At 53.0% G+C, this 24,655-nt stretch carries 22 protein-coding genes; 19 read left to right on the top strand and 3 right to left on the bottom strand.

What is annotated here, in order from left to right:
* Positions 1-106: 106 nt before the first annotated feature.
* The 15 genes from pspA (at position 107) to C1N69_RS12225 (ending at position 14,542) form a co-directional block, all read left to right on the top strand.
* On the top strand, positions 107-775 hold the full coding sequence (gene pspA / locus C1N69_RS12295) for a phage shock protein PspA (protein ID WP_095449099.1): 669 nt from the start codon (positions 107-109) through the stop codon (positions 773-775).
* 49 nt (positions 776-824) lie between these two features.
* Complete coding sequence (pspB, locus tag C1N69_RS12290; RefSeq protein ID WP_025756611.1) at positions 825-1,049, top strand: envelope stress response membrane protein PspB; 225 nt, start codon at positions 825-827, stop codon at positions 1,047-1,049.
* Entirely contained in the window at positions 1,049-1,408 is a 360-nt protein-coding gene (gene pspC / locus C1N69_RS12285; protein WP_025756612.1) for an envelope stress response membrane protein PspC, read from the top strand. Before pspB ends, pspC begins: the two co-directional genes overlap by 1 nt.
* Before the next feature lie 12 nt (positions 1,409-1,420).
* Positions 1,421-1,645 carry a phage shock protein PspD gene (gene pspD / locus C1N69_RS12280; RefSeq protein WP_047958810.1) on the top strand — a complete coding sequence of 75 codons (225 nt, stop codon included), beginning with the start codon at positions 1,421-1,423 and terminating at the stop codon, positions 1,643-1,645.
* A 195-nt stretch (positions 1,646-1,840) separates the two neighbouring features.
* Positions 1,841-3,538: a sugar phosphorylase gene (locus C1N69_RS12275; RefSeq protein WP_155031295.1), complete on the top strand. Its 1,698-nt coding sequence runs from the start codon at positions 1,841-1,843 to the stop codon at positions 3,536-3,538.
* Between the two features lie 15 nt (positions 3,539-3,553).
* A complete protein-coding gene (locus C1N69_RS12270; protein ID WP_155031294.1) occupies positions 3,554-4,846 on the top strand; it encodes an ABC transporter substrate-binding protein in 1,293 nt (430 codons plus the stop codon).
* Between the two features lie 22 nt (positions 4,847-4,868).
* Positions 4,869-5,750, top strand: a complete 882-nt coding sequence (locus C1N69_RS12265) for a carbohydrate ABC transporter permease (RefSeq protein ID WP_047958807.1) — start codon at positions 4,869-4,871, stop codon at positions 5,748-5,750.
* Positions 5,737-6,579: a carbohydrate ABC transporter permease gene (locus C1N69_RS12260; RefSeq protein WP_155031293.1), complete on the top strand. Its 843-nt coding sequence runs from the start codon at positions 5,737-5,739 to the stop codon at positions 6,577-6,579. Before C1N69_RS12265 ends, C1N69_RS12260 begins: the two co-directional genes overlap by 14 nt.
* Before the next feature lie 31 nt (positions 6,580-6,610).
* Entirely contained in the window at positions 6,611-7,663 is a 1,053-nt protein-coding gene (locus tag C1N69_RS12255) for a D-guloside 3-dehydrogenase (protein ID WP_094917003.1), read from the top strand.
* A 16-nt stretch (positions 7,664-7,679) separates the two neighbouring features.
* Entirely contained in the window at positions 7,680-8,468 is a 789-nt protein-coding gene (locus tag C1N69_RS12250) for a 3-dehydro-D-guloside 4-epimerase (protein WP_155031292.1), read from the top strand.
* Between the two features lie 14 nt (positions 8,469-8,482).
* Positions 8,483-9,538: a D-glucoside 3-dehydrogenase gene (locus C1N69_RS12245; protein ID WP_370513370.1), complete on the top strand. Its 1,056-nt coding sequence runs from the start codon at positions 8,483-8,485 to the stop codon at positions 9,536-9,538.
* Positions 9,532-11,811, top strand: a complete 2,280-nt coding sequence (locus C1N69_RS12240) for a glycoside hydrolase family 65 protein (protein WP_155031291.1) — start codon at positions 9,532-9,534, stop codon at positions 11,809-11,811. The genes C1N69_RS12245 and C1N69_RS12240 overlap by 7 nt, the downstream gene beginning before the upstream one ends.
* The gene (gene pgmB, locus C1N69_RS12235; RefSeq protein ID WP_155031290.1) at positions 11,801-12,466 is read left to right on the top strand and encodes a beta-phosphoglucomutase; all 666 of its coding nucleotides are present in this window, start codon (positions 11,801-11,803) and stop codon (positions 12,464-12,466) included. The genes C1N69_RS12240 and pgmB overlap by 11 nt, the downstream gene beginning before the upstream one ends.
* Before the next feature lie 13 nt (positions 12,467-12,479).
* Positions 12,480-13,562 carry an ABC transporter ATP-binding protein gene (locus C1N69_RS12230; protein WP_095440507.1) on the top strand — a complete coding sequence of 361 codons (1,083 nt, stop codon included), beginning with the start codon at positions 12,480-12,482 and terminating at the stop codon, positions 13,560-13,562.
* Between the two features lie 65 nt (positions 13,563-13,627).
* Complete coding sequence (locus C1N69_RS12225; protein WP_155031289.1) at positions 13,628-14,542, top strand: OmpG family monomeric porin; 915 nt, start codon at positions 13,628-13,630, stop codon at positions 14,540-14,542.
* Between the two features lie 34 nt (positions 14,543-14,576).
* Here C1N69_RS12225 and C1N69_RS12220 read toward each other — a convergent pair whose 3' ends face one another.
* Positions 14,577-15,587, bottom strand: a complete 1,011-nt coding sequence (locus C1N69_RS12220; RefSeq protein ID WP_155031288.1) for a LacI family DNA-binding transcriptional regulator — start codon at positions 15,585-15,587, stop codon at positions 14,577-14,579.
* Positions 15,588-15,742: 155 nt separating this feature from the next.
* Here C1N69_RS12220 and C1N69_RS12215 point away from each other — a divergent pair, with 155 nt between their 5' ends.
* From C1N69_RS12215 to C1N69_RS12200, 4 genes are all read left to right on the top strand, one after another.
* A complete protein-coding gene (locus C1N69_RS12215) occupies positions 15,743-17,140 on the top strand; it encodes a YcjX family GTP-binding protein (protein ID WP_059387098.1) in 1,398 nt (465 codons plus the stop codon).
* Positions 17,137-18,189 (top strand): YcjF family protein, encoded by a 1,053-nt coding sequence (locus C1N69_RS12210; RefSeq protein ID WP_155031287.1) that lies wholly within the window; start codon positions 17,137-17,139, stop codon positions 18,187-18,189. The genes C1N69_RS12215 and C1N69_RS12210 overlap by 4 nt, the downstream gene beginning before the upstream one ends.
* A gap of 112 nt (positions 18,190-18,301) precedes the next feature.
* Entirely contained in the window at positions 18,302-19,843 is a 1,542-nt protein-coding gene (gene tyrR, locus C1N69_RS12205; protein ID WP_047958797.1) for a transcriptional regulator TyrR, read from the top strand.
* 216 nt (positions 19,844-20,059) lie between these two features.
* Positions 20,060-22,543 (top strand): glycosyl hydrolase family 18 protein, encoded by a 2,484-nt coding sequence (locus C1N69_RS12200; protein ID WP_179958043.1) that lies wholly within the window; start codon positions 20,060-20,062, stop codon positions 22,541-22,543.
* A gap of 72 nt (positions 22,544-22,615) precedes the next feature.
* Here C1N69_RS12200 and C1N69_RS12195 read toward each other — a convergent pair whose 3' ends face one another.
* The gene (locus C1N69_RS12195; RefSeq protein ID WP_155031286.1) at positions 22,616-23,824 is read right to left on the bottom strand and encodes an aldose 1-epimerase family protein; all 1,209 of its coding nucleotides are present in this window, start codon (positions 23,822-23,824) and stop codon (positions 22,616-22,618) included.
* A gap of 275 nt (positions 23,825-24,099) precedes the next feature.
* The gene (gene tpx / locus C1N69_RS12190; protein ID WP_059387102.1) at positions 24,100-24,606 is read right to left on the bottom strand and encodes a thiol peroxidase; all 507 of its coding nucleotides are present in this window, start codon (positions 24,604-24,606) and stop codon (positions 24,100-24,102) included.
* Positions 24,607-24,655: the final 49 nt, after the last annotated feature.

Genomic DNA, 24,655 nt, shown 5'->3' with positions numbered 1-24,655 from the left:
AAAGCAATCAGGCTCATGAAAATCAATAAGATAAAAAACTGGCACGGGTTTTGTATTATCTGTACAGCAGGGCATCGCCCGATAACAGAACTATGAGGATTCGATTATGGGTATTTTTTCTCGTTTTGCCGACATCGTGAACGCCAACATCAACTCGCTGCTTGAGAAAGCGGAAGATCCGCAGAAACTGGTACGCCTGATGATTCAGGAGATGGAAGACACGCTGGTTGAAGTGCGTTCTACCTCCGCCCGTGCGCTGGCGGAGAAAAAACAGCTTACGCGTCGTATTGAGCAGGCTACCGCTCAACTGAACGAATGGCAGGAGAAAGCGGAGCTCGCGCTGCGTAAGGACAAAGAAGATCTGGCCCGTGCGGCGTTGATTGAAAAACAGAAGCTGGCAGAGCTGGTGGCGACTCTTGAGCATGAAGTGACGCTGGTGGATGACACACTCAGCCGAATGAAGAAAGAGATCGGTGAGCTTGAAAACAAACTGAGCGAAACGCGGGCGCGTCAGCAGGCGCTGACTTTGCGTCACCAGGCCGCGAGCTCTTCCCGCGACGTGCGTCGTCAACTGGACAGCGGCAAACTTGATGAGGCGATGGCGCGTTTTGAATCGTTTGAACGTCGTATCGACCAGATGGAAGCGGAAGCCGAAAGTCACAGCATCGGCAAGCAGAAGTCGCTGGATCAACAGTTCGCCGATCTGAAAGCCGATGATGAAATCAGCGAGCAACTGGCGGCACTGAAAGCCAAAGTGAAGCAAGATAACCAATAATAATGCCTGCGGCACCTGAGTGTGCCGCCTCGTAAGACAAGGAGTACACATGAGCGCGCTTTTTCTGGCCATTCCCCTGACTATTTTCGTGCTGTTCGTATTGCCGATATGGCTCTGGCTGCACTACAGCAACCGTTCTTCACGGGGCGAACTTTCCCAGAGTGAACAACAGCGTCTGGCACAGCTCTCCGAGGAGGCGAACAGAATGCGCGAACGCATTCAGGCGCTGGAAGCCATTCTCGATGCCGAACACCCAAACTGGAGGGATCGTTAATGTCTGGACTGAATCTGAACAAAAAGTTGTGGCGTATTCCGCAGCAGGGCATGGTGCGAGGCGTTTGTGCCGGGCTGGCCCATTATCTTGATGTCCCGGTAAAACTGGTCCGCGTGGTCACCGTGCTGTCGATCTTCTTCGGTCTGGCATTTATTACCCTGGTGGCGTACATCATCCTGTCGTTTGTCCTCGACCCGATGCCGGAAGGGGAACTGGCTGCGGAAGGGGCTCCCACCAGCAGCGATCTCCTCAATGCTGTGGATGAGCAACTCGCCGCCGGTGAGAAGCGGTTACGGGAAATGGAACGTTATGTCACATCCGATACCTTTACGCTGAGAAGTCGTTTCCGTCAGCTTTAAGAGAGAAAAGAGATGAAACAACACTGGCAACAGGCCGGTCAGAAGGTAAAACCCGGCCTGAAAATCGCAGGTAAGCTGGTCCTGATGACCGCGTTACGTTACGGTCCGGCTGGGGTAGCGGGGTGGGCGATTAAATCGGTTGCCCGCAAGCCGGTCAGAATGGTGCTGGCCGTGGCACTCGAACCGCTGTTGCAAAACGTTGCAAAACGGCTTTCACGCCGTTATTTCACCCGGTAATGCCCCCTCGCGTTGGCCTTTCTCTTTCGTGAGCAGGGCTGGCGACAGTTAACGCTATTTTCGCTTTTCCCCATTCTTTCTTTGCGGCAGCTCACAATACTGCGTTGAGCTGCTTTGCAATGCCCTTTTTCTGCCTCCCGGTCCGTTGACAGATATTTTTCATGGGAGTAGATTGCCATCCGTGGGACCGCTACCATGGAAAATAAAGTGAACGCAAAAATTAAAGAACTTATTAATCGTATTTACGGGGAAATGTTTTCTGATGCCCAGCTCAATGCGCTACTGGAAAATATCGGAAAGGCCGCTTCTGTTATTACGGAAACGCGTAAAACGGATTGGGATGAAAATGATGTTGTTCTGATTACCTATGCCGATCAGTTTTCGGCAGAAGGGGGGAAGGCACTTCCTGTTTTTACACGTTTTTATAATAAATGGCTTTCTGCTTCTTTTTCTCACGTCCATCTCTTACCTTTTTACCCATGGTCTTCGGACGACGGTTTTTCTGTCATTGATTATCATGAAGTTGCACCTGAAACAGGAACATGGCGAGACGTTGCCGAATTAAAACAGTCAACCAGTTTGATGTTTGATTTTGTCTGTAACCACATGTCAGCCAAAAGCAAATGGTTTGCTAATTATCTTAAACAAACCCCAGAATACGACGATTTCTTTATTGCTGTCGATCCTCAAACTGACCTCTCCACCGTAACGCGTCCGCGCGCATTACCGCTTCTTACACCTTTCACGCTTCATGATGGCAGCGTACGCCATCTGTGGACCACCTTCAGTGACGACCAGGTCGATCTCAATTTCGCCTCGCCGCAGGTGCTGATTGCGATGGTAGACGTGCTGCTGCATTACCTGATTGAAGGGGCGTGTTACATCCGTCTGGATGCCGTTGGGTTTATGTGGAAAACGCCCGGAACATGCTGCATCCACCTTGAACAAACGCATCTCCTCATTCAGCTCTTCCGTGCCATTACCGACGTCGTTGCACCTGGCACGGTGATCATCACGGAGACCAATGTTCCACATCAAGACAACATCTCTTACTTTGGGAACGGTGAAAATGAAGCGCAGATGGTTTACCAGTTCTCGCTGCCTCCGCTGGTACTGCATGCGGTGCATAGTCAGGATGTTCGTGTTCTCAGTGAGTGGGCTGCTTCGTTAACGCTGCCCTCCACGAACACCACCTGGTTCAACTTCCTGGCCTCGCATGACGGGATTGGCCTTAATCCGTTACGGGGAATTTTACCCGAATCAGAGATCCTCTCCCTGGTTGAAAAACTTCAGCACGAAGGGGCGCTGGTTAACTGGAAAAATAACCCGGATGGTACCCGAAGTCCTTATGAAATTAACGTAACCTATCTGGATGCATTAAGTGCGCGTGATTGTGATGATAATCAACGCGTGGCCCGTTTTATTCTGGCGCACGCCGTGCTGTTAAGTTTTCCGGGGGTGCCTGCGGTTTATATTCAGAGTGTTCTGGGGTCGCGTAATGATTATGAAGGGGTTAGGCGCCTGGGATACAACCGTGCGATTAATCGAGAGAAATATGTTGCAGGCCAAATTGATGATGCGTTGGAAAATAAAAACAGTTTGCGATATCAGGTCTATTCCGCGTTAAGCCGGTTAATTGCGCTGCGACGGATGGAAAAAGCATTCCATCCTGACAGTGAAGCGTATTTTAGTACATCAGGAAACGCTATTTTAAAAATTACTCGCGTTGCGGTGTCGGGTGAAAAAATAACCGCAATATTTAATTTCAGCGAACGTGCACAAACGGTTCAATCCGATATTTCAGTTGGCAGGGATTTGATCGCCGGAAATGCTATTACCGATACAACGCTAACCCTAACTCCATGGCAGGTGTTGTGGATTAAAGAAAACTAAAAAAGGACCTTAAACATGAAAATGCCCCGAATTGTGCTGATCTCAGCACTGGTTTCGTGCGCCTTGTTATCAGGGTGCAAGGATGACAAACCGTCTGCTGTCACCATCGAGTTCATGCACTCGTCGGTTGAGCAGGAGCGTCAGGCGATTATTACGAAACTGATCGAAAAATTCGAGAAAGAGAACCCTGGCATTACCGTAAAACAGGTGCCGGTAGAAGAAGATGCCTATAACACCAAAGTGATTACGCTGGCCAGAACCGGCGCACTGCCTGAGGTGATTGAAGTCAGCCACGACTACGCGAAGGTGATGGACAAGGAACAACTGCTGGATCGCAAGGCGATCGGCGATGCCATCAAGGCGGTCGGTGAAAACACCTTCTATGACGGCATCTTGCGTGTTGTTCGTACGGAGGACGGTTCTGCCTGGACGGGGGTGCCGATCAGCGCCTGGCTGTCCGGTGTCTGGTACCACAAAGATGTGCTTGCCGCGGCGGGTATTGACGAGCCGCATAACTGGGAACAGCTGCTTAACGCCAGCCAGCGCCTGAACGACCCGGCCAAAAAACATTACGGCATTGCGCTGCCCACCGCAGAAAGCGTGATGACCGAGCAGGCATTCTCGCAGTTTGCACTTTCCGGTGGCGCGAACGTTTTTGATGCAAAAGGGAATATCAATATCGATACCCCTGAAATGGCGGGCGCTCTGGCGTTTTATAAAGCGCTGGCCGCGACCACCATGCCTGGCTCAAACGATGTCATGGAGATCAAAGATGCCTTCATGAACGGTTCTGCCCCCATGGCCGTTTACTCCACCTACATCCTGCCGGCGGTCTTTAAAGACGGAAACCCGGCCAACCTCGGCTTTGTTGTGCCAACAGAAAAGTCATCTGCCGTCTACGGCATGGTCACCTCCCTGACGATCACCGCCGGTCAGACTGACGACGAAACGAAAGCCGCAGAGAAGTTTGTCACCTGGATGGAACAGGCCCAACAGGCAACGGACTGGGTAATGATGTCGCCTGGCGCGGCATTGCCGGTGAACAAACTAGTCGTCGGCACCGATACCTGGAAAAACAATGATGTGATTAAAGCCTTTGGGCAACTGCCTTACGAACTGATCGCGCAGTTCCCGAATGTCCAGGTGTTTGGCGCAGTGGGGGACAAAAACTTCACTCGCATGGGGGATGTGACGGGGTCCGGGATTATCAGTTCCATGGTGCATAACGTCACGGTGGGGCAACACGATCTCCGCGCGACGTTGAGCAGCAGCCAGAAGCAACTGACTGACCTGATGTCACAACGATAGGAGCGCTTTGCGGAAGGAAATTATGAAGACGTTGTTTTCTGGTCGTTCAGATATGCCTTTCGCCATGCTGCTGTTGGCCCCCAGCCTGATTTTGCTGGGGGGCCTGGTGGCCTGGCCGATGATTTCCAACATTGAAATCAGCTTTTTACGTTTGCCGCTTAACCCGCGCATCAGCGCCGTGTTTGTCGGACTGGACAATTACATTCGCATTCTCAGTGATGCCGCTTTCTGGCATTCGCTGTGGATGACGTTCTGGTACACCGCACTGGTTGTGATGGGGAGTACGGTGCTGGGGCTGGCCGTTGCCCTTTTCTTTAACCGCGAGTTTCGCCTGCGCAAAACAGCCCGTTCGCTGGTGATTTTGTCCTATGTCACCCCGTCCATATCGCTGGTGTTTGCCTGGAAATACATGTTCAACAACGGCTACGGGATTGTGAACTATCTGGGTGTTGATCTGCTGCATCTGTATGACCAGGCGCCGCTGTGGTTCGACAATCCAGGTAGCAGTTTTGTGCTGGTAGTGTTGTTCGCCATCTGGCGTTACTTCCCGTACGCGTTCATTTCGTTTCTCGCGATTTTACAGACCATTGATAAATCGCTGTATGAAGCCGCGGAAATGGACGGTGCCAATGCCTGGCAGCGTTTTCGTATCGTCACGCTGCCCGCGATTATGCCGGTGCTGGCGACGGTGGTCACGCTCCGCACTATCTGGATGTTCTACATGTTCGCGGATGTCTACCTGCTGACGACCAAGGTCGATATTTTGGGCGTCTATCTCTACAAAACGGCTTTCGCTTTCAATGATTTGGGTAAAGCTGCCGCGATCTCCGTCGTGCTGTTCGTGATCATCTTCGCGGTGATCCTGCTGACCAGAAAAAGGGTAAACCTCAATGGCAACAAATAAACGCGTACTGGGCCGTATTGGTTTTTATCTGGGGCTGCTGCTGTTTCTTGTCATCACACTGTTCCCGTTTTTCGTGATGTTGATGACGTCGTTCAAAAGTGCAAAAGAGGCGATATCCCTGCACCCGACCATATTGCCGCAGGAGTGGACGTTGCAGCATTACGTCGACATTTTCAACCCGCTGATTTTCCCGTTTGTGGACTACTTCAGAAACAGCATGGTGGTGTCATTGATCTCATCGGTGATTGCCGTATTTCTCGGTACGCTCGGGGCTTACGCCTTGTCCAAACTGCGTTTTAAAGGACGCGCGACGATCAATGCGAGCTTCTACACCGTCTACATGTTCTCCGGGATTTTGCTGGTCGTACCGTTGTTCAAAATCATCGCCGCGCTCGGCATTTATGACACAGAACTGGCGCTGATCGTCACCATGGTGACCCAGACGTTGCCCACTGCCGTCTTCATGCTGCGCAGCTATTTCGACACCATTCCGGACGAAATTGAAGAGGCGGCGATGATGGACGGTCTGAATCGTCTGCAGATCATCTTTCGCATCACCGTGCCGCTGGCGATTTCCGGTCTCGTGTCGGTCTTTGTCTACTGCTTCATGGTGGCGTGGAACGACTATCTGTTTGCCTCCATTTTCCTCTCGAGTGCCAGCAATTTCACTCTGCCGGTCGGGCTGAACACCCTCTTTAGCACGCCAGATTATATCTGGGGTCGCATGATGGCGGCATCGCTGGTGACGGCACTTCCGGTGGTCATCATGTACGCATTATCAGAACGTTTTATTAAAAGTGGTTTGACCGCCGGCGGCGTTAAGGGCTGAGGCGATCAGTATTTTTTCCCAGGAGCAAGTCATGAAAAAGTTAGTTGCAATGGCGCCTCGTGTGGCGGCGCTGGTGGAGTATGAAGATCGTCCGGTTGCTGTCCATGAAGTGAAAATTCGTGCCCGCTTTGGCGCACCGAAACACGGCACCGAAGTTGTGGATTTCCGCGCCGCAAGCCCGTTTATTGATGAAGAGTTCAACGCGGAGTGGCAGATGTTCACGCCGCGTGAAGCCGGTGCAGCCCGGGGGATCGAATTCGGTAAGTTCCAGCTGGGCAATATGATTGTTGGCGACATTATTGAATGTGGTGCTGACGTGACGGAATACCAGCCAGGCGACAGCGTCTGCTGCTATGGGCCGCTGCAGGAGACGGTCATTGTTAACGCGGTCAATAACTACAAGCTGCGTAAAATGCCGCAGGGCGCGTCCTGGAAAAATGCCGTTTGCTACGATCCGGCACAGTTCGCCATGAGCGGCGTACGCGATGCCAACGTACGGGTCGGGGATTTTGTGGTCGTGGTCGGGCTTGGGGCCATTGGCCAGATTGCGATCCAGCTGGCGAAAAAAGCCGGCGCGTCAATCGTCATCGGTGTCGATCCTATCGCCCACCGTTGCGAGATTGCCCGCCGTCATGGGGCAGACCACTGCCTTAATCCAGTCGGTACGGACGTCGGCCTGGAGATCAAAAAGCTGACCGGGAAGCAGGGTGCGGATGTGATCATCGAAACCAGCGGCTTTGCTGATGCACTGCAGTCTGCGCTACGCGGACTCGCCTACGGCGGCACTATCTCCTACGTCGCCTTCGCGAAACCGTTCGCAGAAGGCTTCAACCTCGGTCGCGAAGCACATTTCAATAACGCGAAGATCGTCTTTTCGCGCGCCTGCAGCGAACCCAATCCGGATTACCCGCGCTGGAACCGCAAACGCATTGAGGAAACCTGCTGGGAGCTGCTGATGAACGGTTATCTCAACTGCGAGGACCTGATCGACCCGGTTGTCACTTTTACCACCAGCGCTGAAAGCTACATGCAGTATGTCGATCAGCACCCTGAACTGAGCATCAAAATGGGCGTCACTTTTTAAGCAAAGGAGAGCACCAATGAAAATCGCAACCCAAAACCAGGCCTTTTTCCCAACCCCGATTCTGGAGAAGTTCCAGTACATCAAAGCGATGGGTTTTGATGGCTATGAAATTGACGGCAAACTGCTGGTAGAAAAACTTGATGAGGTAAAAGCCGCGATCAACGCCACTGGCCTGCCGGTGACGACAGCATGTGGGGGATACGATGGCTGGATTGGCGACTTCATCGAAGAGCGTCGGCTGAACGGGTTAAAACAGATTGAACGTATTCTGGAGGCCCTGGCAGAGGTAGGAGGCAAGGGCATTATCGTGCCTGCAGCCTGGGGAATGTTTACCTTCCGCCTGCCACCGATGACCTCCCCACGCAGCCTCGAAGGCGACCGCAACGCGGTGAGTGCTTCGCTGCGCTGGCTGGATGAGGTGGCGGGGCGTACCGGAACAACAGTCTACCTGGAACCCCTGAACCGCTATCAGGATCACATGATCAATACCCTGGCGGACGCGCGTCGTTATATCGAAGAGAACGCGCTGAAGCACGTACAGATCATCGGCGATTTCTACCATATGAATATCGAAGAAGATTCGCTGACGGAGGCGCTGCATCGCAACCGCGATCTGCTTGGTCACGTCCATATTGCCGATAATCATCGTTATCAGCCGGGAAGCGGTAGCCTCGATTTTGCCAGCCTGTTCGATCAGCTGCGTGCTGATAATTATCAGGGCTATGTGGTGTATGAGTGCCGTGTTCGTGCCGACGACCCGGCTCAGGCGTACCAGGACTCACTCACTTATTTGCGTGAATGCTAAGGATGACGAGCGTGATGAGTCCCTCTACACCTTCGTGCCTGCGCGTCGCCATTATTGGCGCCGGGCAGGTCGCGGAAAAAGTGCATGCCTCGTATTACGCCACACGCAGTGATGTTCAGATGGTGGCTGTGATGGATAGCCACCCTGAACAGGCACAGGCGTTTGCGGAACGTCATGCCATCCCCTCTGTCTGGCAGGATGTGCGGGAGATGCTCGAAGCGGTTAAGCCGGATGTGGTGAGCGTCTGTTCGCCTAACCGGTTTCACTTTGAGCACGTGATGGCCGCGCTGGAAGCCGGCTGCCATGTGATGTGCGAAAAGCCGCCTGCCATGACGCCACAAGAGGCCGACCAGATGCGCATCGCTGCGCGTAAGGCGGGAAAAGTACTGGCGTATGATTTTCACCATCGTTTCGCACTGGATACGCAACAGGTGCGTGAGGCCGTGATGAACGGCGCATTGGGTGAAATTTATTTCACCACGGCGCAGGCGCTGCGGCGCTGTGGGGTGCCGGGCTGGGGCGTCTTTACCAACAAATCGCTACAGGGCGGTGGACCGCTGATTGATATTGGTATCCATATGCTGGATGCCGCGATGTACGTGCTGGGGTTCCCGGCGGTTAAACGGGTGACAGCGCACAGCTTCCAGAGGCTGGGAAACCGCAAAAGCAGCGGCCAGTTTGGCACGTGGGATCCCGCTCAGTTTACCGTTGAAGATGCCCTGTTCGGCACCATTGAGTTTTGCAACGGCGGCATTCTGCGTCTGGACACCTCGTTTGCGCTGAATATCCGTGAGCAATCGATCATGAACGTCACATTCTGCGGTGAAAAGGCAGGGGCCACGCTTTTCCCGGCCCACATTTATCACGACGACGCTGGTGTTTTACATACCCTCACCCAGCGAGAAGAGGCGGACGATCGGCGCCATTTACGCAGTATGGATGCCTTTGTCCGTCATGTGCTGGGGGAACCCGTAACGATCGCCGATGCAGAACAGGGGCTGGTTATCCAGCAGCTTGTCGCCGCGCTGTATGAGTCGGCAGAAACAGGAGAAAGCGTCTCATTATGCTAAACGTCTCTGTCTTAACCGATCCGGGCTTTTGTCCCCACAGCCTGAATAAATACGCCTCCATCATGGCCTGCGGTAATGGCTACATGGGGATCCGCGCGACGCATGAAGAAGAGTACACCCGGCAAACCAGAGGCATGTATCTTGCCGGGCTTTATCATCAGGCGGGTCGTCACGAGACCACGGAACTGATCAACCTGCCAGATATCACCGGTATGGATATTGAACTGGATGGGGTGAATTTTACGCTGCTTTCAGGCGAGATCCTCGCCTGGCAACGCGAGCTGGCGTTTGCCAATGGCGAACTCCGGCGCAGCGTCGTCTGGCGCTCGCCCAACGGAAAACGCTACCGTCTGGAGAGCCGCCGTTTCGTCTCGCTGGATCAGTTGCCGTTAGCGGCGATGCAATTCTCGATTACGCCGCTTGATGCCGACTCGCAGGTCGTGCTGAACACCGGCATTGATGCGACGCAAACCAACAGCGGAAGACAGCATCTGGATGAAGCGTCGGTCAGAGTGTTTGACCAGCATTACCTGCAGGGTATCTATGAAACGCAGGACCGGGGCTCTGAGGTTGTCATCTCGGCGTTTTGTCAGCTGTCAGCTAACAGCGATAGCTGCTTCACCGCCAAAAATCGTCGGTTGCTGGCGCACTATTCACTGATGGTTGCTCAGGGTGACACTGTCACTCTGGATAAACTCGTCTGGGTTGCTCACCGCAGCGAAAAAGCCCTGTCGCAGGCGTCGTTTGCACGCAGCGCGCTGGCGGATCTCAACGTGTGTGCCGCGAGGGGCTATGCCGCGTTGCTGGAAAGCTCTGCGTGTGTCTGGGAAGAGGTCTGGCGCGACGCCCGGGTAGAGGTGGAGTCGACGGAAGGTCAGGATCAGATAGCGCTGGACTATGCCATCTGGCATCTGACCGCCATGACCCCCGCCCATGATGAGCGAAGCAGCATTGCCGCTAAAGGGCTGACGGGAGAGGGGTATAAAGGCCACGTCTTCTGGGATACGGAAATTTTCCTGTTGCCTTTCCATCTTTTCACTCGTCCGCAGGTTGCCCGTAGTCTGCTGCGCTATCGCTGGCTTAACCTGGCCGGCGCCCGGGAAAAAGCCCGTCGCAACGGCTGGCCGGGCGCGCTGTTCCCCTGGGAGAGTGCGGCAAGTGGTCAGGAAGAGACGCCGGAATTTGCCGCCATCAACATCCGAACGGGCATGCGCCAGAAGGTGGCCTCCGCGCTGGCTGAACACCATATCGTGGCGGATATTGCCTGGGCCGTGGTCGCCTACTGGCAGGCAACGCAGGACGATGCCTTTATGCGCAAAGAAGGGCTGACGTTGCTGATGGAAACCGCCGCGTTCTGGATGGGGCGTGCAACGGAAGTGAAGGGGCGTCTGGAAATCCATGACGTGATCGGACCGGACGAATACACGGAACACGTGAACAATAACGCCTACACCAACTATCTGGCCTGGCACAATGTCGCCAGTGCATGCCGGTTTATGACCATGTTTGGGCGTGAAGATACGCGTTTTACGGAGAATGCCACCCGGTTTCTGGCGAGATTATGGCTACCGGAAGCCGATGCAGACGGAGTGATCCCACAGGATGACACCTTCATGGCGAAACCGGCTATCGATTTGAGCCGTTATAAAGCGAAAGCGGGGAAGCAGACCATTCTGCTCGATTACTCCCGCGCGGAAGTGAATGAGATGCAGATCCTTAAGCAGGCCGATGTTGTGATGCTTAACTACCTGTTGCCCGAACGGTTTACGCCGCAGCAATGTGCCGCCAACCTGGCGTTCTACGAGCCTCGTACGATCCATGACTCTTCGCTGAGCAAGGCCATTCACGGCATTGTGACGGCCCGTTGCGGCGATACGGAAGGAGCCTATGCTTTCTGGCGTGCTGGTGTCGCCATTGACCTGGGAGACGATCCCCACAGCAGCGACGACGGCATTCACGCTGCCGCCACCGGCGCAATCTGGTCCGGCGTGATTCAGGGATTTGCCGGTATGCAGATTGTAGAAGGGGAACTGCATCTTGCTCCGAAGCTGCCCGCTCACTGGCGCAAACTTGCTTTTCCGCTGCGCTGGCGGAACGCGCGCATGCGCTTCGCGTTTGAAAAAGACGTGCTAACAATCGATACCACCGCACCCGTCACGTTAACTCTCTGGGGAAAAACGCTGTGCGTCACGGAGCGGCAGGCACTGCCCTTAAGGGATTTTCTTACGCCTGGTAATGGGACCGCTACCACGGAGGCCAGCCATGAAGCCTGAAGCTGTTGTTTTCGATCTTGACGGTGTCATCACCGATACCGCGCATCTGCACTTCCTCGCCTGGCGCGCGGTCGCGCAGGGGATCGGCATCACTATTGATGAGGTGTTTAACGAGGAGTTGAAGGGAATTAGCCGCATGGAATCCCTGCAGCGGATCCTGCGACACGGTTCAAAAGAAGGGGGGGTTGACGACAAACAGTGCATGGCGCTGGCGGGTAAGAAAAATGCACTCTACGTCGCGTCTCTGGCGTCGTTGACCGAGGCGTCGCTGTTGCCGGGCATCCGCGAGGTGCTGGCGGACATTCGGGCGGCGAAGGTCAAAATTGGACTCGCCTCCGTTTCCCTGAATGCGCCCCGCATACTGGCGGCGCTCGGCATTGAGGATGCCTTTGATTTTTGTGCCGATGCCTCCCTCATTGTCTGTTCGAAACCTGACCCGGAGATCTTCCTCGCCGCCTGCGCTGGTCTGGGGGTTCGTCCTGAATCGGCCATCGGTATTGAAGATGCCCCCGCAGGCGTTGAGGCGATCAACGCCGCGGGAATGCTATCGGTTGGGATTGGATCGGGCCTGCACCATGCGGGATTACAACTTCATTCAACGCGGGAACTGACCTGGAAATGCCTGACCGATTTCTGGGCATCCCGGACGTATTGATAAGGAATTAACAATGGCGCAATTGTCTCTGAAACATATCCAGAAAATCTATGATAACCAGGTTCATGTGGTAAAGGATTTCAATCTCGACATAGAGGACAAAGAGTTTATCGTTTTCGTCGGTCCGTCAGGTTGTGGCAAGTCGACGACGCTGCGCATGATTGCGGGACTGGAAGAGATCTCTGCCGGGGAACTGGTAATTGATGGCGTTTGCATGAACGACGTGCCGGCCAAATCCCGCGATATTGCCATGGTTTTCCAGAACTATGCGCTGTATCCGCATATGACGGTCTACGACAACATGGCGTTTGGCCTGAAAATGCAAAAAATCGCCCCGGCGATCATTGAGGAACGGGTTAACTGGGCGGCTCAAATATTGGGATTGCGTGAATACCTGAAGCGTAAACCAGGCGCATTGTCGGGAGGACAGCGCCAGCGCGTGGCGTTAGGCAGGGCGATTGTGCGTGAAGCGGGTGTCTTCCTGATGGATGAGCCGTTATCCAACCTCGATGCCAAGCTTCGCGTGCAGATGCGAGCAGAAATCAGCAAGCTGCATCAGAAGCTCAACACCACGATGATTTACGTGACCCACGATCAGACGGAAGCGATGACGATGGCCACCCGCATCGTCATCCTGAAGGACGGCATTATTCAGCAGGTGGGGGCACCAAAGCAGGTTTATAACGAACCGGCGAATATGTTTGTTGCAGGTTTCATTGGCTCGCCTGCCATGAATTTTATTCGCGGCGCGTTAGACGATCGTTATTTCGTCACGGAAACCCTGCGCCTGGAAATCCCGCAGGAGATGCTTGCGGCTCTGAATCACGCGGGATATCAGCGTAAAGCGGTGGTGTTTGGCATCCGCCCGGAAGATATCCTGACCCTGCAGAACCGTGATGACGACATAGCGGCGAAAGTCAGCGTGGCTGAACTCACTGGCGCGGAATTTATGCTCTATGCCACCGTCGGCGGACATGAGCTGGTTGTCCGCGCAGGAGCCGCGAATGATTATGCCGCAGGGGATAATATCGGTATTCAGTTCGATATGAATAAGTGCCATTTCTTCGACGCGGAAACCGAAGCGGCTATTAGATAAAAAAGTGTTTGCCGGAAATTGACGTTTCCGGTTTTTTTGTTTGTTAATTATAAAGGGAATATTACATGAGTACTCTACTGAGAAGTGCTGCGCTCGTTCTGTGCGCAGGGGTTAGCTGTGCGCAGGCAACTGAAAAAGCGACGCAGTGGGAATTTAATATTGGCGCGATGTATGAAATTGAAAACGTCGAAGGGCAGGGCGAGGATAAAGACGGCTTATATGAACCGTCTGTTTGGTTTAATGCCACCTGGGACGCATGGACAATTTCGCTGGCCATGTATCAGGAGGGGCCGGTTGATTACAGCAGTATGACCCGCGGCACCTATTTTGATCGCCCGGAATTTGAATTACGTTATCGTTTTATCGGAACCGATGATTTTACCCTCGGCCTGACCGGTGGTTTCCGTAATTACGGCTACCACTTCAAAGACGAGCACGGGGCGAAAGACGGTAGCGCGAATATGCAGCGCTATAAAATCCAGCCTGACTGGGATATTAAATTAACCGACGACTGGCGTTTTGGCGGCTGGTTTGCCATGTATCAGTTTGCCAACGATCTGGAAAAAACCGGCTATGCTGACAGCCGGGTTGAAACAGAAACCGGCTTTACCTGGACCCTTAACGAAACCTTTGCGGCAAAAGTGAATTACTATTTAGAGCGTGGTTTTAATATGGACGGTTCTCGTAATAACGGCGAATTTTCCACGCAGGAAATTCGTGCCTATCTGCCCATTTCATTAGGCCAGACCATGCTCACGCCGTATACCCGCCTGGGGCTCGATCGCTGGTCAAACTGGGACTGGCAGGACGATCCTGAGCGTGAAGGACATGATTTCAACCGACTCGGTATGCTCTACGCGTATGACTTTAATAATGGTTTGTCCATGACGCTGGAATACGCTTATGAGTGGGAAAACCACGATGAGGGAGAAAGCGACCGCTTCCACTATGCGGGGGTTGGCGTAAACTACGCGTTCTGACCGACAGCACGCCAGGGGTAGCCAGCCCCTGGTGTTAGCGCAGGGAGGCGGCCAGCAAAAAATGGGTATCGACAAGCACTTTCTGTGGGGCGGGACGACCGGCAATTCGCCTGAAGAGAAGATCGCAACTCTCTTCACCGAGTTTGCGGGTGGGAATATCAAAGCCACCAGGCGCGGGCGTTAAAATAAGCGACAGCATCGGGTCGCTGTATCCGGCTATCACCACCTGCTCCGGGATCATCAGGTTTAACTCATCCGCCGCGCGATAGAGGCTCAGCAACTTCATGCTGTCGGTGGCAAAAACGGCATCAGGTGGCGTGGGTAAGGACAGCAATTCAAGCGCCGCCGTTAGCGCGCTCTCATGGGTGTAACCGCCATCCATGATCCAGTCCGGGTTGATCGCAATATTGTGCTTCTCCAGACTGGCTTTATACCCTGCAAGTCGATCAATCGACACGTGATAATCAAGTGGCGCATGCAAACAGGCAATGTGGCGGCGACCATTCTTAATAAACGCTTCCGTCAGCATGGCGCTGTCATGAAAATTATCCGTATCGACGGAATAGATATTCTGATAATCCCCTTCCACTTTGCCAATCACCACAACCGGGACGCCATAGGCATCCAGCGTGGTAAAAAAGGATTCATTAGCGGGTGAGCTCAGCATAATGATCCCTTTGATCATCTTCTGTTTTATTTTATTCACGCATTTCAGCAGGTCGTCTTCACTGCTTTTTGACGTTTGCAAAATGACGTCAAAACCTTCTTCTTCGGCTTTTGCCGTAATCGCGTGAAGGATATCGGAGAAAAAAGGGTTACCGGCGGTGGTTTTGGTTGAGCGGGTAGAAATAACCATAATGGCGTCGAAACCTGAAGAGGTCAGGGCACGGGCCAGTTTATTGGGCTGATAATTTAATTCGTCAATCGCCTTCAGCACTTTGTCCCGCGCTTCGGGAGAAATATTGGTTTGTTTATTCAGAACGCGGGAAACGGTTGATTTCGATACGCCCGCAACCCGTGCGATATCATAGATGGTGGGTGACATACACCTTACTCACTCAGGACTGACAGCAATACCGTTCATCTTACTGGAGAGAAAACGGCAATAGCAATAAATAAGAATTGATAATCAACGATCTGCCCCCATCTATTGTATTCTGAAGCAAGGTATTTATGGCTTCCGGGCAACGAAGGATGGCGATGAAGCGACTAAAAAATGAACTCAATTCACTGGTCAACCGCGGCGTTGACCGTCATCTGCGTCTGGCGGTGACCGGGCTAAGCCGCAGTGGTAAGACGGCGTTTATCACCGCGATGGTAAACCAGCTCCTGAATCTGCACGCTGGCGCGCGCCTGCCGTTGCTTGGCGCGGTTCGGGAAGAGCGTCTGCTGGGCGTTAAGCGTGTTCCGCAACGCGATTTTGGTATTCCCCGGTTTACCTATGACGAAGGGCTGGCGCAGCTCTACGGCGATCCGCCCAGCTGGCCGACGCCGACACGAGGAGTCAGTGAAATTCGCCTTGCGCTGCGTTTCCGCTCGAATGAATCCCTGATGCGCCACTTTAAGGACACCTCCACGCTGTACCTCGAAATCGTCGATTACCCCGGCGAATGGCTGCTCGACTTGCCGATGCTGGCGCAGGATTACCTCACCTGGTCCCGGCAGATGACGGGCTTGTTGCAAGGCCCGCGCGCCGGGTGGTCGGCCAAATGGCGACAGTTGTGTCAAGGTCTGGATCCGCTTGCGCCAGCAGATGAAAACCGTCTGGCGGCTATTGCTGAGGCCTGGACAGCGTATCTGCATCAGTGTAAGCAGGAAGGGTTGCACTTTATTCAGCCAGGGCGGTTTGTCCTGCCGGGGGATTTAGCAGGGGCACCTGCGCTGCAGTTCTTCCCGTGGCCGGATGTGGACGGTACCGGAGAGGCGAAGCTGGCGCAGGCCGACAAGCACACCAACGCAGGTATGCTGCGGGAACGTTACAATTACTACTGTGAGAAAGTGGTCAAGGGTTTCTATAAAAACCATTTTTTACGCTTCGACCGTCAGATTGTGCTGGTGGATTGTCTGCAGCCGCTTAACAGCGGGCCGCAGGCCTTCAACGATATGCGCCTCGCGCTGACGCAGCTAATGCAAAGTTTTCACTACGGGCAGCGGACGTTATTTCGCCGTCTTTTCTCACCGGTGATCGACAAGCTGCTGTTTGCGGCGACTAAAGCCGATCACGTGACGGTCGATCAGCATGCCAATATGGTATCGCTGCTGCAGCAACTGGTGCAGGATGCCTGGCAAAACGCTGCGTTTGAAGGTATCAGCATGGATTGCCTGGGGCTTGCGTCCGTGCAGGCGACGCAAAGCGGGTTGATTGACCTCAACGGCGAGAAAATTCCGGCCTTACGCGGGAATCGTCTCAGCGACGGCGAACCGCTTACTGTCTATCCGGGCGAAGTGCCCGCGCGCCTGCCGGGCCAGGCCTTCTGGCAGAGCCAGGGCTTCCAGTTTGAAGCCTTCCGCCCTCAGACCATGAGCGTCGACACGCCGTTGCCCCACATCCGTCTGGATGCGGCGCTGGAGTTTTTGATTGGAGATAAATTGCGATGACGGAACCGTTAAAACCGCGCATAGACTTTACCGGAACGCTTGAGCAGACGCAGCAGGAGGCGTTTAAAACGGCGCAGACATTCAGCGGCGCGCAGGCAGATAATTTTGCCCCGGCGCTCGCGGAGCCGCCGGGCGTTGAGGAAGGACCTGCGGAGGCGGCCGTGGAAGCCGCGTTGCGTCCGAAACGCAGCCTGTGGCGTAAAATGGTGACCGCGGGTCTGACGCTGTTTGGCGTAAGCGTGATCGGGCAGGGTGTACAGTGGACGATGAATGCCTGGCAAACCCAGGATTGGGTTGCGCTCGGCGGGTGTGCCGCGGGCGCGCTGATTGTCGGGGCGGGCGTTGGATCGGTTGCCACCGAGTGGCGTCGGCTCTGGCGTCTGCGACAGCGTGCGCACGAGCGTGATGAGGCCCGGGATCTGCTGCACAGTCACGGCACCGGTAAAGGCCGCGTGTTCTGTGAAAAGCTGGCCAGCCAGGCTGGAATCGATCAGTCTCACCCGGCACTCCAGCGCTGGTATGCCGCCATTCACGAAACCCAGAACGATCGGGAAGTGGTGACGCTCTATTCCCATATGGTTCAGCCGGTGCTGGACGCTCAGGCGCGGCGTGAAATCAGCCGCTCTGCGGCGGAATCCACGCTGATGATTGCCGTCAGCCCGCTGGCGCTGGTTGATATGGCTTTTATCGCCTGGCGTAACCTGCGCCTGATCAACCGTATCGCGAACCTTTACGGCATAGAGCTGGGTTACTATAGTCGGATCAGACTGTTTAAGCTGGTCCTGCTCAATATCGCCTTTGCCGGGGCGAGTGAACTGGTCCGCGAAGTGGGCATGGACTGGATGTCGCAGGATCTTGCAGCGCGTCTTTCAGCTCGCGCAGCCCAGGGCATCGGCGCAGGCATCCTGACGGCGCGCCTGGGTATTAAAGCGATGGAAGTCTGCCGTCCGCTCCCGTGGATTGACGGCGATAAGCCCCGGCTGGGCGATTTCAGGCGTGAGTTGATCGGCCAGCTCAAAGAGACGCTCAATAAAAAACCGGCTCCGTGAGGTTTTGTTCACTAAGCGTGCGGGCTGTCAATATTTCTTGACAGCCATCTTCCGGTTCCCCGTGTTCTGACATATCATTTTAATGTTATTGGCTTAAAACGGTGAATTTCCCATGCGTCTTGAAGTCTTCTGTGAAGACCGTCTCGGTCTGACCCGCGAATTACTCGATCTTCTTGTTTTACGTAGCATTGATTTACGTGGCATTGAGATCGATCCTGTCGGGCGAATTTACCTCAATTTTGCCGAAATTGAATTTAATACATTCAGCAGTCTGATGGCTGAAATCCGCCGTATCGCTGGCGTTACGGATGTACGCACCATTCCCTGGATGCCATCCGAGCGTGAACACCTTGCACTGAGCGCGCTACTGGAAGCGATGCCGGAGCCGTTCCTCTCCCTGGATTTGAAAAGTAAAGTTGAACGCGTTAACCACGCGAGCTGCCAGCTTTTCGCCCAGAGTCAGGAGAAGCTCAGCAATCATAACGCCGCACAGCTGATCCCCGGCTTCAACTTCCAGCGCTGGCTGGACAGTAATCCGCAGAACACGCACAGCGAGCATGTGGTGATTAACGGGCAGAACTTCCTGATGGAGATCACGCCGGTTTACCTGAAAGGGGAAGGGAATGCACGTGTGTTAACCGGAGCGGTGATCATGCTGCGATCGACGTTACGCATGGGCCGTCAGTTGCAAAACCTCTCCAGTCAGGATGTCGGTGCCTTCAGCCAGATTATTGCCGTCAGCCCGAAAATGCGCCATGTGGTTGACCAGGCGCGCAAGCTCGCAAGCCTGACCGCACCGCTGCTGATTACCGGCGATACCGGTACCGGGAAAGATCTGCTGGCGCACGCTGTGCACCTGGCGAGCCCGCGTGCGGCAAAACCGTATCTGGCGCTGAACTGTGCCTCTATCCCGGAAGATGCCGTTGAAAGCGAGCTGTTTGGTCATGCGCCGGAAGGGAAGAAAGGCTTCTTCGAGCAGGCTAACGGCGGTTCCGTGCTGCTGGATGAGATCGGTGAGATGTCGCCTCGTATGCAGGCCAAACTGCTGCGTTTCCTGAACGACGGCACGTTCCGCCGCGTCGGCGAAGATCACGAAGTGCATGTGGACGTACGCGTCATCTGTGCCACCCAGAAAAACCTGGTCGAACTTGTGCAAAAGGGGATCTTCCGCGAAGATCTCTATTACCGTCTCAATGTCCTGACGCTGAATATTCCCCCGCTGCGCGATTGTCCGCAGGACATCATGCCGTTGACCGAGCTGTTTGTGGCCCGTTTCGCCGACGAGCAGGGGGTTCCGCGGCCGAAGCTCTCTTCCGACCTCGGTACAGTGTTGATGCGCTACGGCTGGCCGGGAAATATTCGTCAGCTCAAAAACGCCGTTTATCGGGCGCTGACGCAGCTGGAAGGCTATGAACTGCGTCCGCAGGATATCCTGCTGCCGGATTACGACGCCGGAACGGTGTCAGTGGGTGAAGAGGCAATGGAAGGCTCACTGGATGAAATTACCAGCCGCTTTGAACGTTCGGTATTGACACAGCTTTATCGCAGTTATCCCAGTACCCGCAAACTGGCAAAACGTCTTGGCGTCTCACATACCGCGATTGCAAATAAATTACGTGAATATGGCCTGAACAATAAGAAGGGTGACGATTAATTCTTTATGCCAACTCTTCACCGGGTTGGCACTCTTTAATTTCATCTGATTGATATGTTTTCTTAGTGATATTTTGTCTGTGAATAAAACCCGCTCTGACCAGTGGGTTTTATTCTTAATTAAAGGTCGTTTTTCCGGCTTTTATTTTGCAGCACTCTTTTATGCCCTTACAGTGAGTCGCGATTTAATAATGTGATTGATATATAAGGGATGATTATGAAATTAAATATATTTGCCAGGACAATAATTGGCATGGGTGCGCTATGCGTAACTGCCCCAGTATTGGCTGTTGAGGCCTGGAGCGGTCAGGAGGGAGCCGGGCCTTATGATGTTATTTACAACAGCGGTGTCTATACGAATGCATGGTGGGTAGCAAAAACTGACTGTCCGGGGAATGAGACCGACACTAATCCGTGGAAATATGAACGTGCCGCGACGAGCGCAGAAATAAGCCAGTATGGCAACCCCACAACCTGCGAGACCAGCGGTGGTGACGTCAGCTACCCTGAATACAACAGCGCAAACAGCTATAACGCCAATGATGTCGTCAGTTATAACGGCGCAACATGGAAAACGTCAGCGGCACAAAGTCCGTATGGCTTTAAGCCGGGTGAAGGTAACCCGTGGGAGTTGTACGCTGAAGTGCCGCAGTGGTCAGCAGCAACGACATATAATAAAGGCGACAAAGTTCAGAAGGGCGGACAGGAATATGAGGCCTTGTTCTATACCGTCGGTGATGACCCGTCTAACCCGGCCAACCAAAACCCTACCGGCACCAACGGTCGTCCCTGGAAGCCACTGGGGCAGGTCGTAAGCTACACGACAGAACAATTAAATAATGCGCCTCAATTTAATGCCTCGACGCTTTATGACAGCGGGACATTAATTCGCTATAACGGCGGCAATTACGTTTCCCAGGCAAAAGTGCAGAAAGTTTCCCCGTCCGATACTAACCCATGGTCAGTGTATATTGACTGGTCTGGCACCAAAGCGATGGTGGGTACACCTTCTGCGCCGTGGCCAGCACATGTGTATGCGCCGTATGTCGACTATACGCTGAACTCGCTGCCTGACCTGGCAAGCCTGGCGAAAAACCAGAAGGTCACCCATTTCACCATGGCATTTGTCGTAGCTAAGGATGCCGATACTTGTTTGCCAACGTGGGGAACGGCATACAACATCAATGACTATGCACAATACAGTAAAATTAAAGCCTTGCGTGAAGCGGGCGGCGACGTGATGGTGTCCATTGGCGGCGCCAACAACTCACCGCTGGCGGCATCCTGTAAGAACGTATCCGATCTGCAGAAACACTATTACGACATCGTTGAAAATCTGAACCTGAACGTACTGGATTTCGATATCGAAGGCACCTGGGTTGCCGATCATGATTCCATTAACCGCCGCAACGAAGCGGTCAAGGCCGTACAGTCCCAGTGGAAAGCCGAGGGGCGTAGCGTGGGGATCTGGTATACCCTGCCGATTCTGCCGACAGGTCTGACGGCGGAAGGGCTGTACGTACTGGAAGATGCGAAAGCCAAAGGTGTTGAACTGGCCGGTGTCAACGTGATGGCAATGGACTACGGCAACAGCATTTGCCAGTCTGATGGTACCGAAGGCCAGAACATTCACGGTAAGTGCGCCACATCCGCAATTGAAAACCTGTTCAGCCAGCTGAAGCAAATCTTTACCGATAAGAGTGACGCTGACATTAACGCGATGATGGGCGTGACGCCGATGAACGGCTACAACGATGTTCAGGGGGAAGTGTTCTATCTCTCTGATGCCAGGCTGGTGATGGAGGATGCCAAAGCCCGCGATCTGGGCATGATCGGCATGTGGTCGATGATGCGTGACCAGCCAGGCGTTGCCGGACAGGTTTCTCCGGAACACAGTGGCCTGACTGAATCGCAGGCACCGCAGTATGCCTTCAGTGACGTGTTCGCACCATTTACGCACACTGAAGCGTCTGTTGATACGGAAATTAAAGACATCAGTATGGATAAATCCTCTATCTATCCGAAGGTTCAGTGGCTGCAAAATACAGCTAGCTTGTCACAGTCAGCGTTTACAGTCACATCTCAGTGGGATAAAGACACTGAGGAAAAAACGATTAATTCGTATGGTTTCAATGCCCCAAAAGGTAACGCAACGATCACCGATCAGGGTAATGGTTATTCTTTGGTAAAAATACCAACTAATATAGGGATGGTTGCTGGAAATGTAATTAACATCAGGGATGACAACAATAATAAAGTAATGACCTATACATTTGTTATTGATGACTTCATGACAGGAACAGCAAAAAATGTAGCGTCAACATCATACGATATCCCTACACCTCCAACTGGAACAACGCCAAGGATAAATTATACTGTCAAAACCAGTACTAATTTTATGCTGAGCAGTCAATATGTCAATTTTTACATCGATCGTAAAAATACGAAAAAAGATGATGTTACTCGCGATTATCGTTGCTCATTTTACCGTGCTGCGCTTGCAGGAGGTGCATCTGGATATACACAATGTACATTTAATTTGAGTAAATCTTCTTATATGATTAGTGACTATCTCAATGATCTTCATGTCGGAGATAAGATAATACTAGCAGTTGCAGATGGTGGAAATAAAAATGCGAACGTTCATTCTATTATGTCAAGCTTGACCATAACTGAAGATATGATGAAAAGTGGAAAGTAATATTACTTATTAAGTATAATGAGATTATTACTTAATTCAAAGCCGTAACAGTGGTGTTACGGCTTTTTGGTCTTATTCTTTCGCTAACGGTGTCGAGTCGATAGAGACCTTTGTCTCTCCCTGAATCGACGCAATCCTGTTTTCGACCTCTTTCACCTGCTGCGGGCTGTGAAGCAGGGTATAAGTCAGATCAAACTGCGCGCTGGCGCCAGGCTGCAGCTGCTTAACCCGCTTCTGCTCGCGTTCAATGGTAACGGGGTAGGCGTAGCTGGTCCCCGGCTCAATCCCCGTGACGTAACCCTGTTTCAGCGTATCGGTATTTTTCCATAAGGTCAGTACGGGGAGCTGGCGGGTATCAAACTGTATTGACGCGCCTTTATCTCCGGCTTTATTGACCACGGCCGCGAGCGTTTTATGGTTATTATCCGCAAGTGGTTTGATGTTAAAGACCATCTCATCAAAGTCTTTTGTCGGCCCTGCATAGGTTTGCCAGTTGTTAACACCCGCTTTGGCGTAGTCATTGAATGGGCTCACGCTGGCTGCCGGGGCAAGGAAACGTGCGCCTTCCTCGAGGACAGGCGTACCGAAGTTGCTGTGATAGATGATCTGATAGTCGTGAGGATAATCGGCATGGTTGGTCAGTACATCATGCAGGCTAAACTGGTTGGTGCCCGGCACGTAACGCAGTTCGGTCAGGGTTTGCAGATCCGCTTTTTTGAAGGTGCTCTCTTTGATCAACCCCCTGACGCGAATTTCATGCGGTGCAGCATCCGCGATTTCCACCTCAACCTGTGATGCTGGCGTATTTCCTGCCTTGCCGTGCAGCGTATAAATCTGACCGTCAGCCGTCACTGGATGGCCTGTCCACTCATAGCCACAGCGGACCATCATCTCATTGAATCCTTCCAGCCAGCCGAGACCGTTGCGACTCTCCAGATTGATATAAGCCGGGTTCACCACCTCTTTGACGGGGGAGTTCCACCCCAGTCGGGTACCAAAGCCTTCAACATGAAGAAGGTTCATGCCACGCGTCGGGCTTAAGGCGATGGTCAGGCCATCTTTGCTGCTAATAATGATAACTTTGCTGCCTTCCTGCTTACCGCCATGCAAGACTTTTTGCTCGATGCTGAACGTTTGATTTTTAACGTTCAGCTCATTGCTGGAAATCTTCCAGTTTCCTTTTTCTACGCTGCTTTCAGCGCTTGTCAGCACCCAGGTTTTCGCCGCGGCATGACCTGAAACCAGTACCGCAAGAAGCGTTAAAGCCAGTTTTATCTTCATATTTGTCCCTTTTTGCTGAAACGATTATTTGATTTCGTAAGCAAATCTAATGTTTTGCCGAAAAGGGAAATGTGATGTGTCTCACTGCGGAAGAAAAGGTCATAACAGAACAAATTTTATGTGGGGTTAATCGCTAAATGATGAATTTACAAAATATTTTTGCACTAATAATGTGAAGTGCGACAAGATTAGCTTTAACGATTCAGCTAAAAAATAAATAAAAAACCCCGCCGTGGCGAGGTTGAGAATACGTTGTATAGAATACTAAGGACTTATTATGCTTTCAGCACGTCCAGCGCGGCAGTGTAATCCGGCTCGGTGGTGATTTCGTTAACCAGTTCGCTAAAGACAACAGTGTCGTTTTCATCAAGAACCAGTACAGCACGTGCAGCCAGACCTTTCAGTGGGCCTTCCGCGATGCTGACGCCGTAGTTCTGCAGGAAATCCGCGCTGCGCAGCGTGGAGAGGGTAATGACGTTGCTCAGACCTTCAGCACCGCAGAAACGAGACTGGGCAAACGGCAGGTCAGCGGAAATGCACAGCACAACGGTGTTGTCCATTTCAGTCGCCAGCTGGTTGAATTTACGCACGGATGCGGCACAGACACCGGTATCAATGCTTGGGAAAATGTTCAGCACTTTGCGTTTACCCGCAAACTGAGCCAGTGTGACGTCAGACAGATCTTTAGCCACCAGAGTAAAAGCCTGCGCTTTGCTGCCAGCCTGCGGAATGGAACCTGCTACAGCAACCGGGTTGCCCTGGAAATGAACGAGTTGTGACATAGATATCTTCCTGTTTACATATAGTTAACGTCGGGGCTAGTGTATGCCA

Origin of the sequence: Enterobacter sichuanensis, from assembly GCF_009036245.1 — a bacterium.
In the GTDB taxonomy this organism is placed as follows: Bacteria; Pseudomonadota; Gammaproteobacteria; order Enterobacterales; family Enterobacteriaceae; genus Enterobacter; species Enterobacter sichuanensis.
The sequence above is the reverse complement of the archived record's forward strand: the minus strand, read 5'-3'. Positions and strand labels throughout refer to the sequence as shown.

Bases quoted from the DNA above. Each gene is read 5' to 3' on its own strand.
- pspA (WP_095449099.1), top strand. From the start codon at position 107: ATGGGTATTTTTTCTCGTTTTGCCGACATCGTGAACGCCAACATCAAC.
- pspB (WP_025756611.1), top strand. From the start codon at position 825: ATGAGCGCGCTTTTTCTGGCCATTCCCCTGACTATTTTCGTGCTGTTC.
- pspC (WP_025756612.1), top strand. From the start codon at position 1,049: ATGTCTGGACTGAATCTGAACAAAAAGTTGTGGCGTATTCCGCAGCAG.
- pspD (WP_047958810.1), top strand. From the start codon at position 1,421: ATGAAACAACACTGGCAACAGGCCGGTCAGAAGGTAAAACCCGGCCTG.
- C1N69_RS12275 (WP_155031295.1), top strand. From the start codon at position 1,841: ATGGAAAATAAAGTGAACGCAAAAATTAAAGAACTTATTAATCGTATT.
- C1N69_RS12270 (WP_155031294.1), top strand. From the start codon at position 3,554: ATGAAAATGCCCCGAATTGTGCTGATCTCAGCACTGGTTTCGTGCGCC.
- C1N69_RS12265 (WP_047958807.1), top strand. From the start codon at position 4,869: ATGAAGACGTTGTTTTCTGGTCGTTCAGATATGCCTTTCGCCATGCTG.
- C1N69_RS12260 (WP_155031293.1), top strand. From the start codon at position 5,737: ATGGCAACAAATAAACGCGTACTGGGCCGTATTGGTTTTTATCTGGGG.
- C1N69_RS12255 (WP_094917003.1), top strand. From the start codon at position 6,611: ATGAAAAAGTTAGTTGCAATGGCGCCTCGTGTGGCGGCGCTGGTGGAG.
- C1N69_RS12250 (WP_155031292.1), top strand. From the start codon at position 7,680: ATGAAAATCGCAACCCAAAACCAGGCCTTTTTCCCAACCCCGATTCTG.
- C1N69_RS12245 (WP_370513370.1), top strand. From the start codon at position 8,483: ATGAGTCCCTCTACACCTTCGTGCCTGCGCGTCGCCATTATTGGCGCC.
- C1N69_RS12240 (WP_155031291.1), top strand. From the start codon at position 9,532: ATGCTAAACGTCTCTGTCTTAACCGATCCGGGCTTTTGTCCCCACAGC.
- pgmB (WP_155031290.1), top strand. From the start codon at position 11,801: ATGAAGCCTGAAGCTGTTGTTTTCGATCTTGACGGTGTCATCACCGAT.
- C1N69_RS12230 (WP_095440507.1), top strand. From the start codon at position 12,480: ATGGCGCAATTGTCTCTGAAACATATCCAGAAAATCTATGATAACCAG.
- C1N69_RS12225 (WP_155031289.1), top strand. From the start codon at position 13,628: ATGAGTACTCTACTGAGAAGTGCTGCGCTCGTTCTGTGCGCAGGGGTT.
- C1N69_RS12220 (WP_155031288.1), bottom strand. From the start codon at position 15,587: ATGTCACCCACCATCTATGATATCGCACGGGTTGCGGGCGTATCGAAA.
- C1N69_RS12215 (WP_059387098.1), top strand. From the start codon at position 15,743: ATGAAGCGACTAAAAAATGAACTCAATTCACTGGTCAACCGCGGCGTT.
- C1N69_RS12210 (WP_155031287.1), top strand. From the start codon at position 17,137: ATGACGGAACCGTTAAAACCGCGCATAGACTTTACCGGAACGCTTGAG.
- tyrR (WP_047958797.1), top strand. From the start codon at position 18,302: ATGCGTCTTGAAGTCTTCTGTGAAGACCGTCTCGGTCTGACCCGCGAA.
- C1N69_RS12200 (WP_179958043.1), top strand. From the start codon at position 20,060: ATGAAATTAAATATATTTGCCAGGACAATAATTGGCATGGGTGCGCTA.
- C1N69_RS12195 (WP_155031286.1), bottom strand. From the start codon at position 23,824: ATGAAGATAAAACTGGCTTTAACGCTTCTTGCGGTACTGGTTTCAGGT.
- tpx (WP_059387102.1), bottom strand. From the start codon at position 24,606: ATGTCACAACTCGTTCATTTCCAGGGCAACCCGGTTGCTGTAGCAGGT.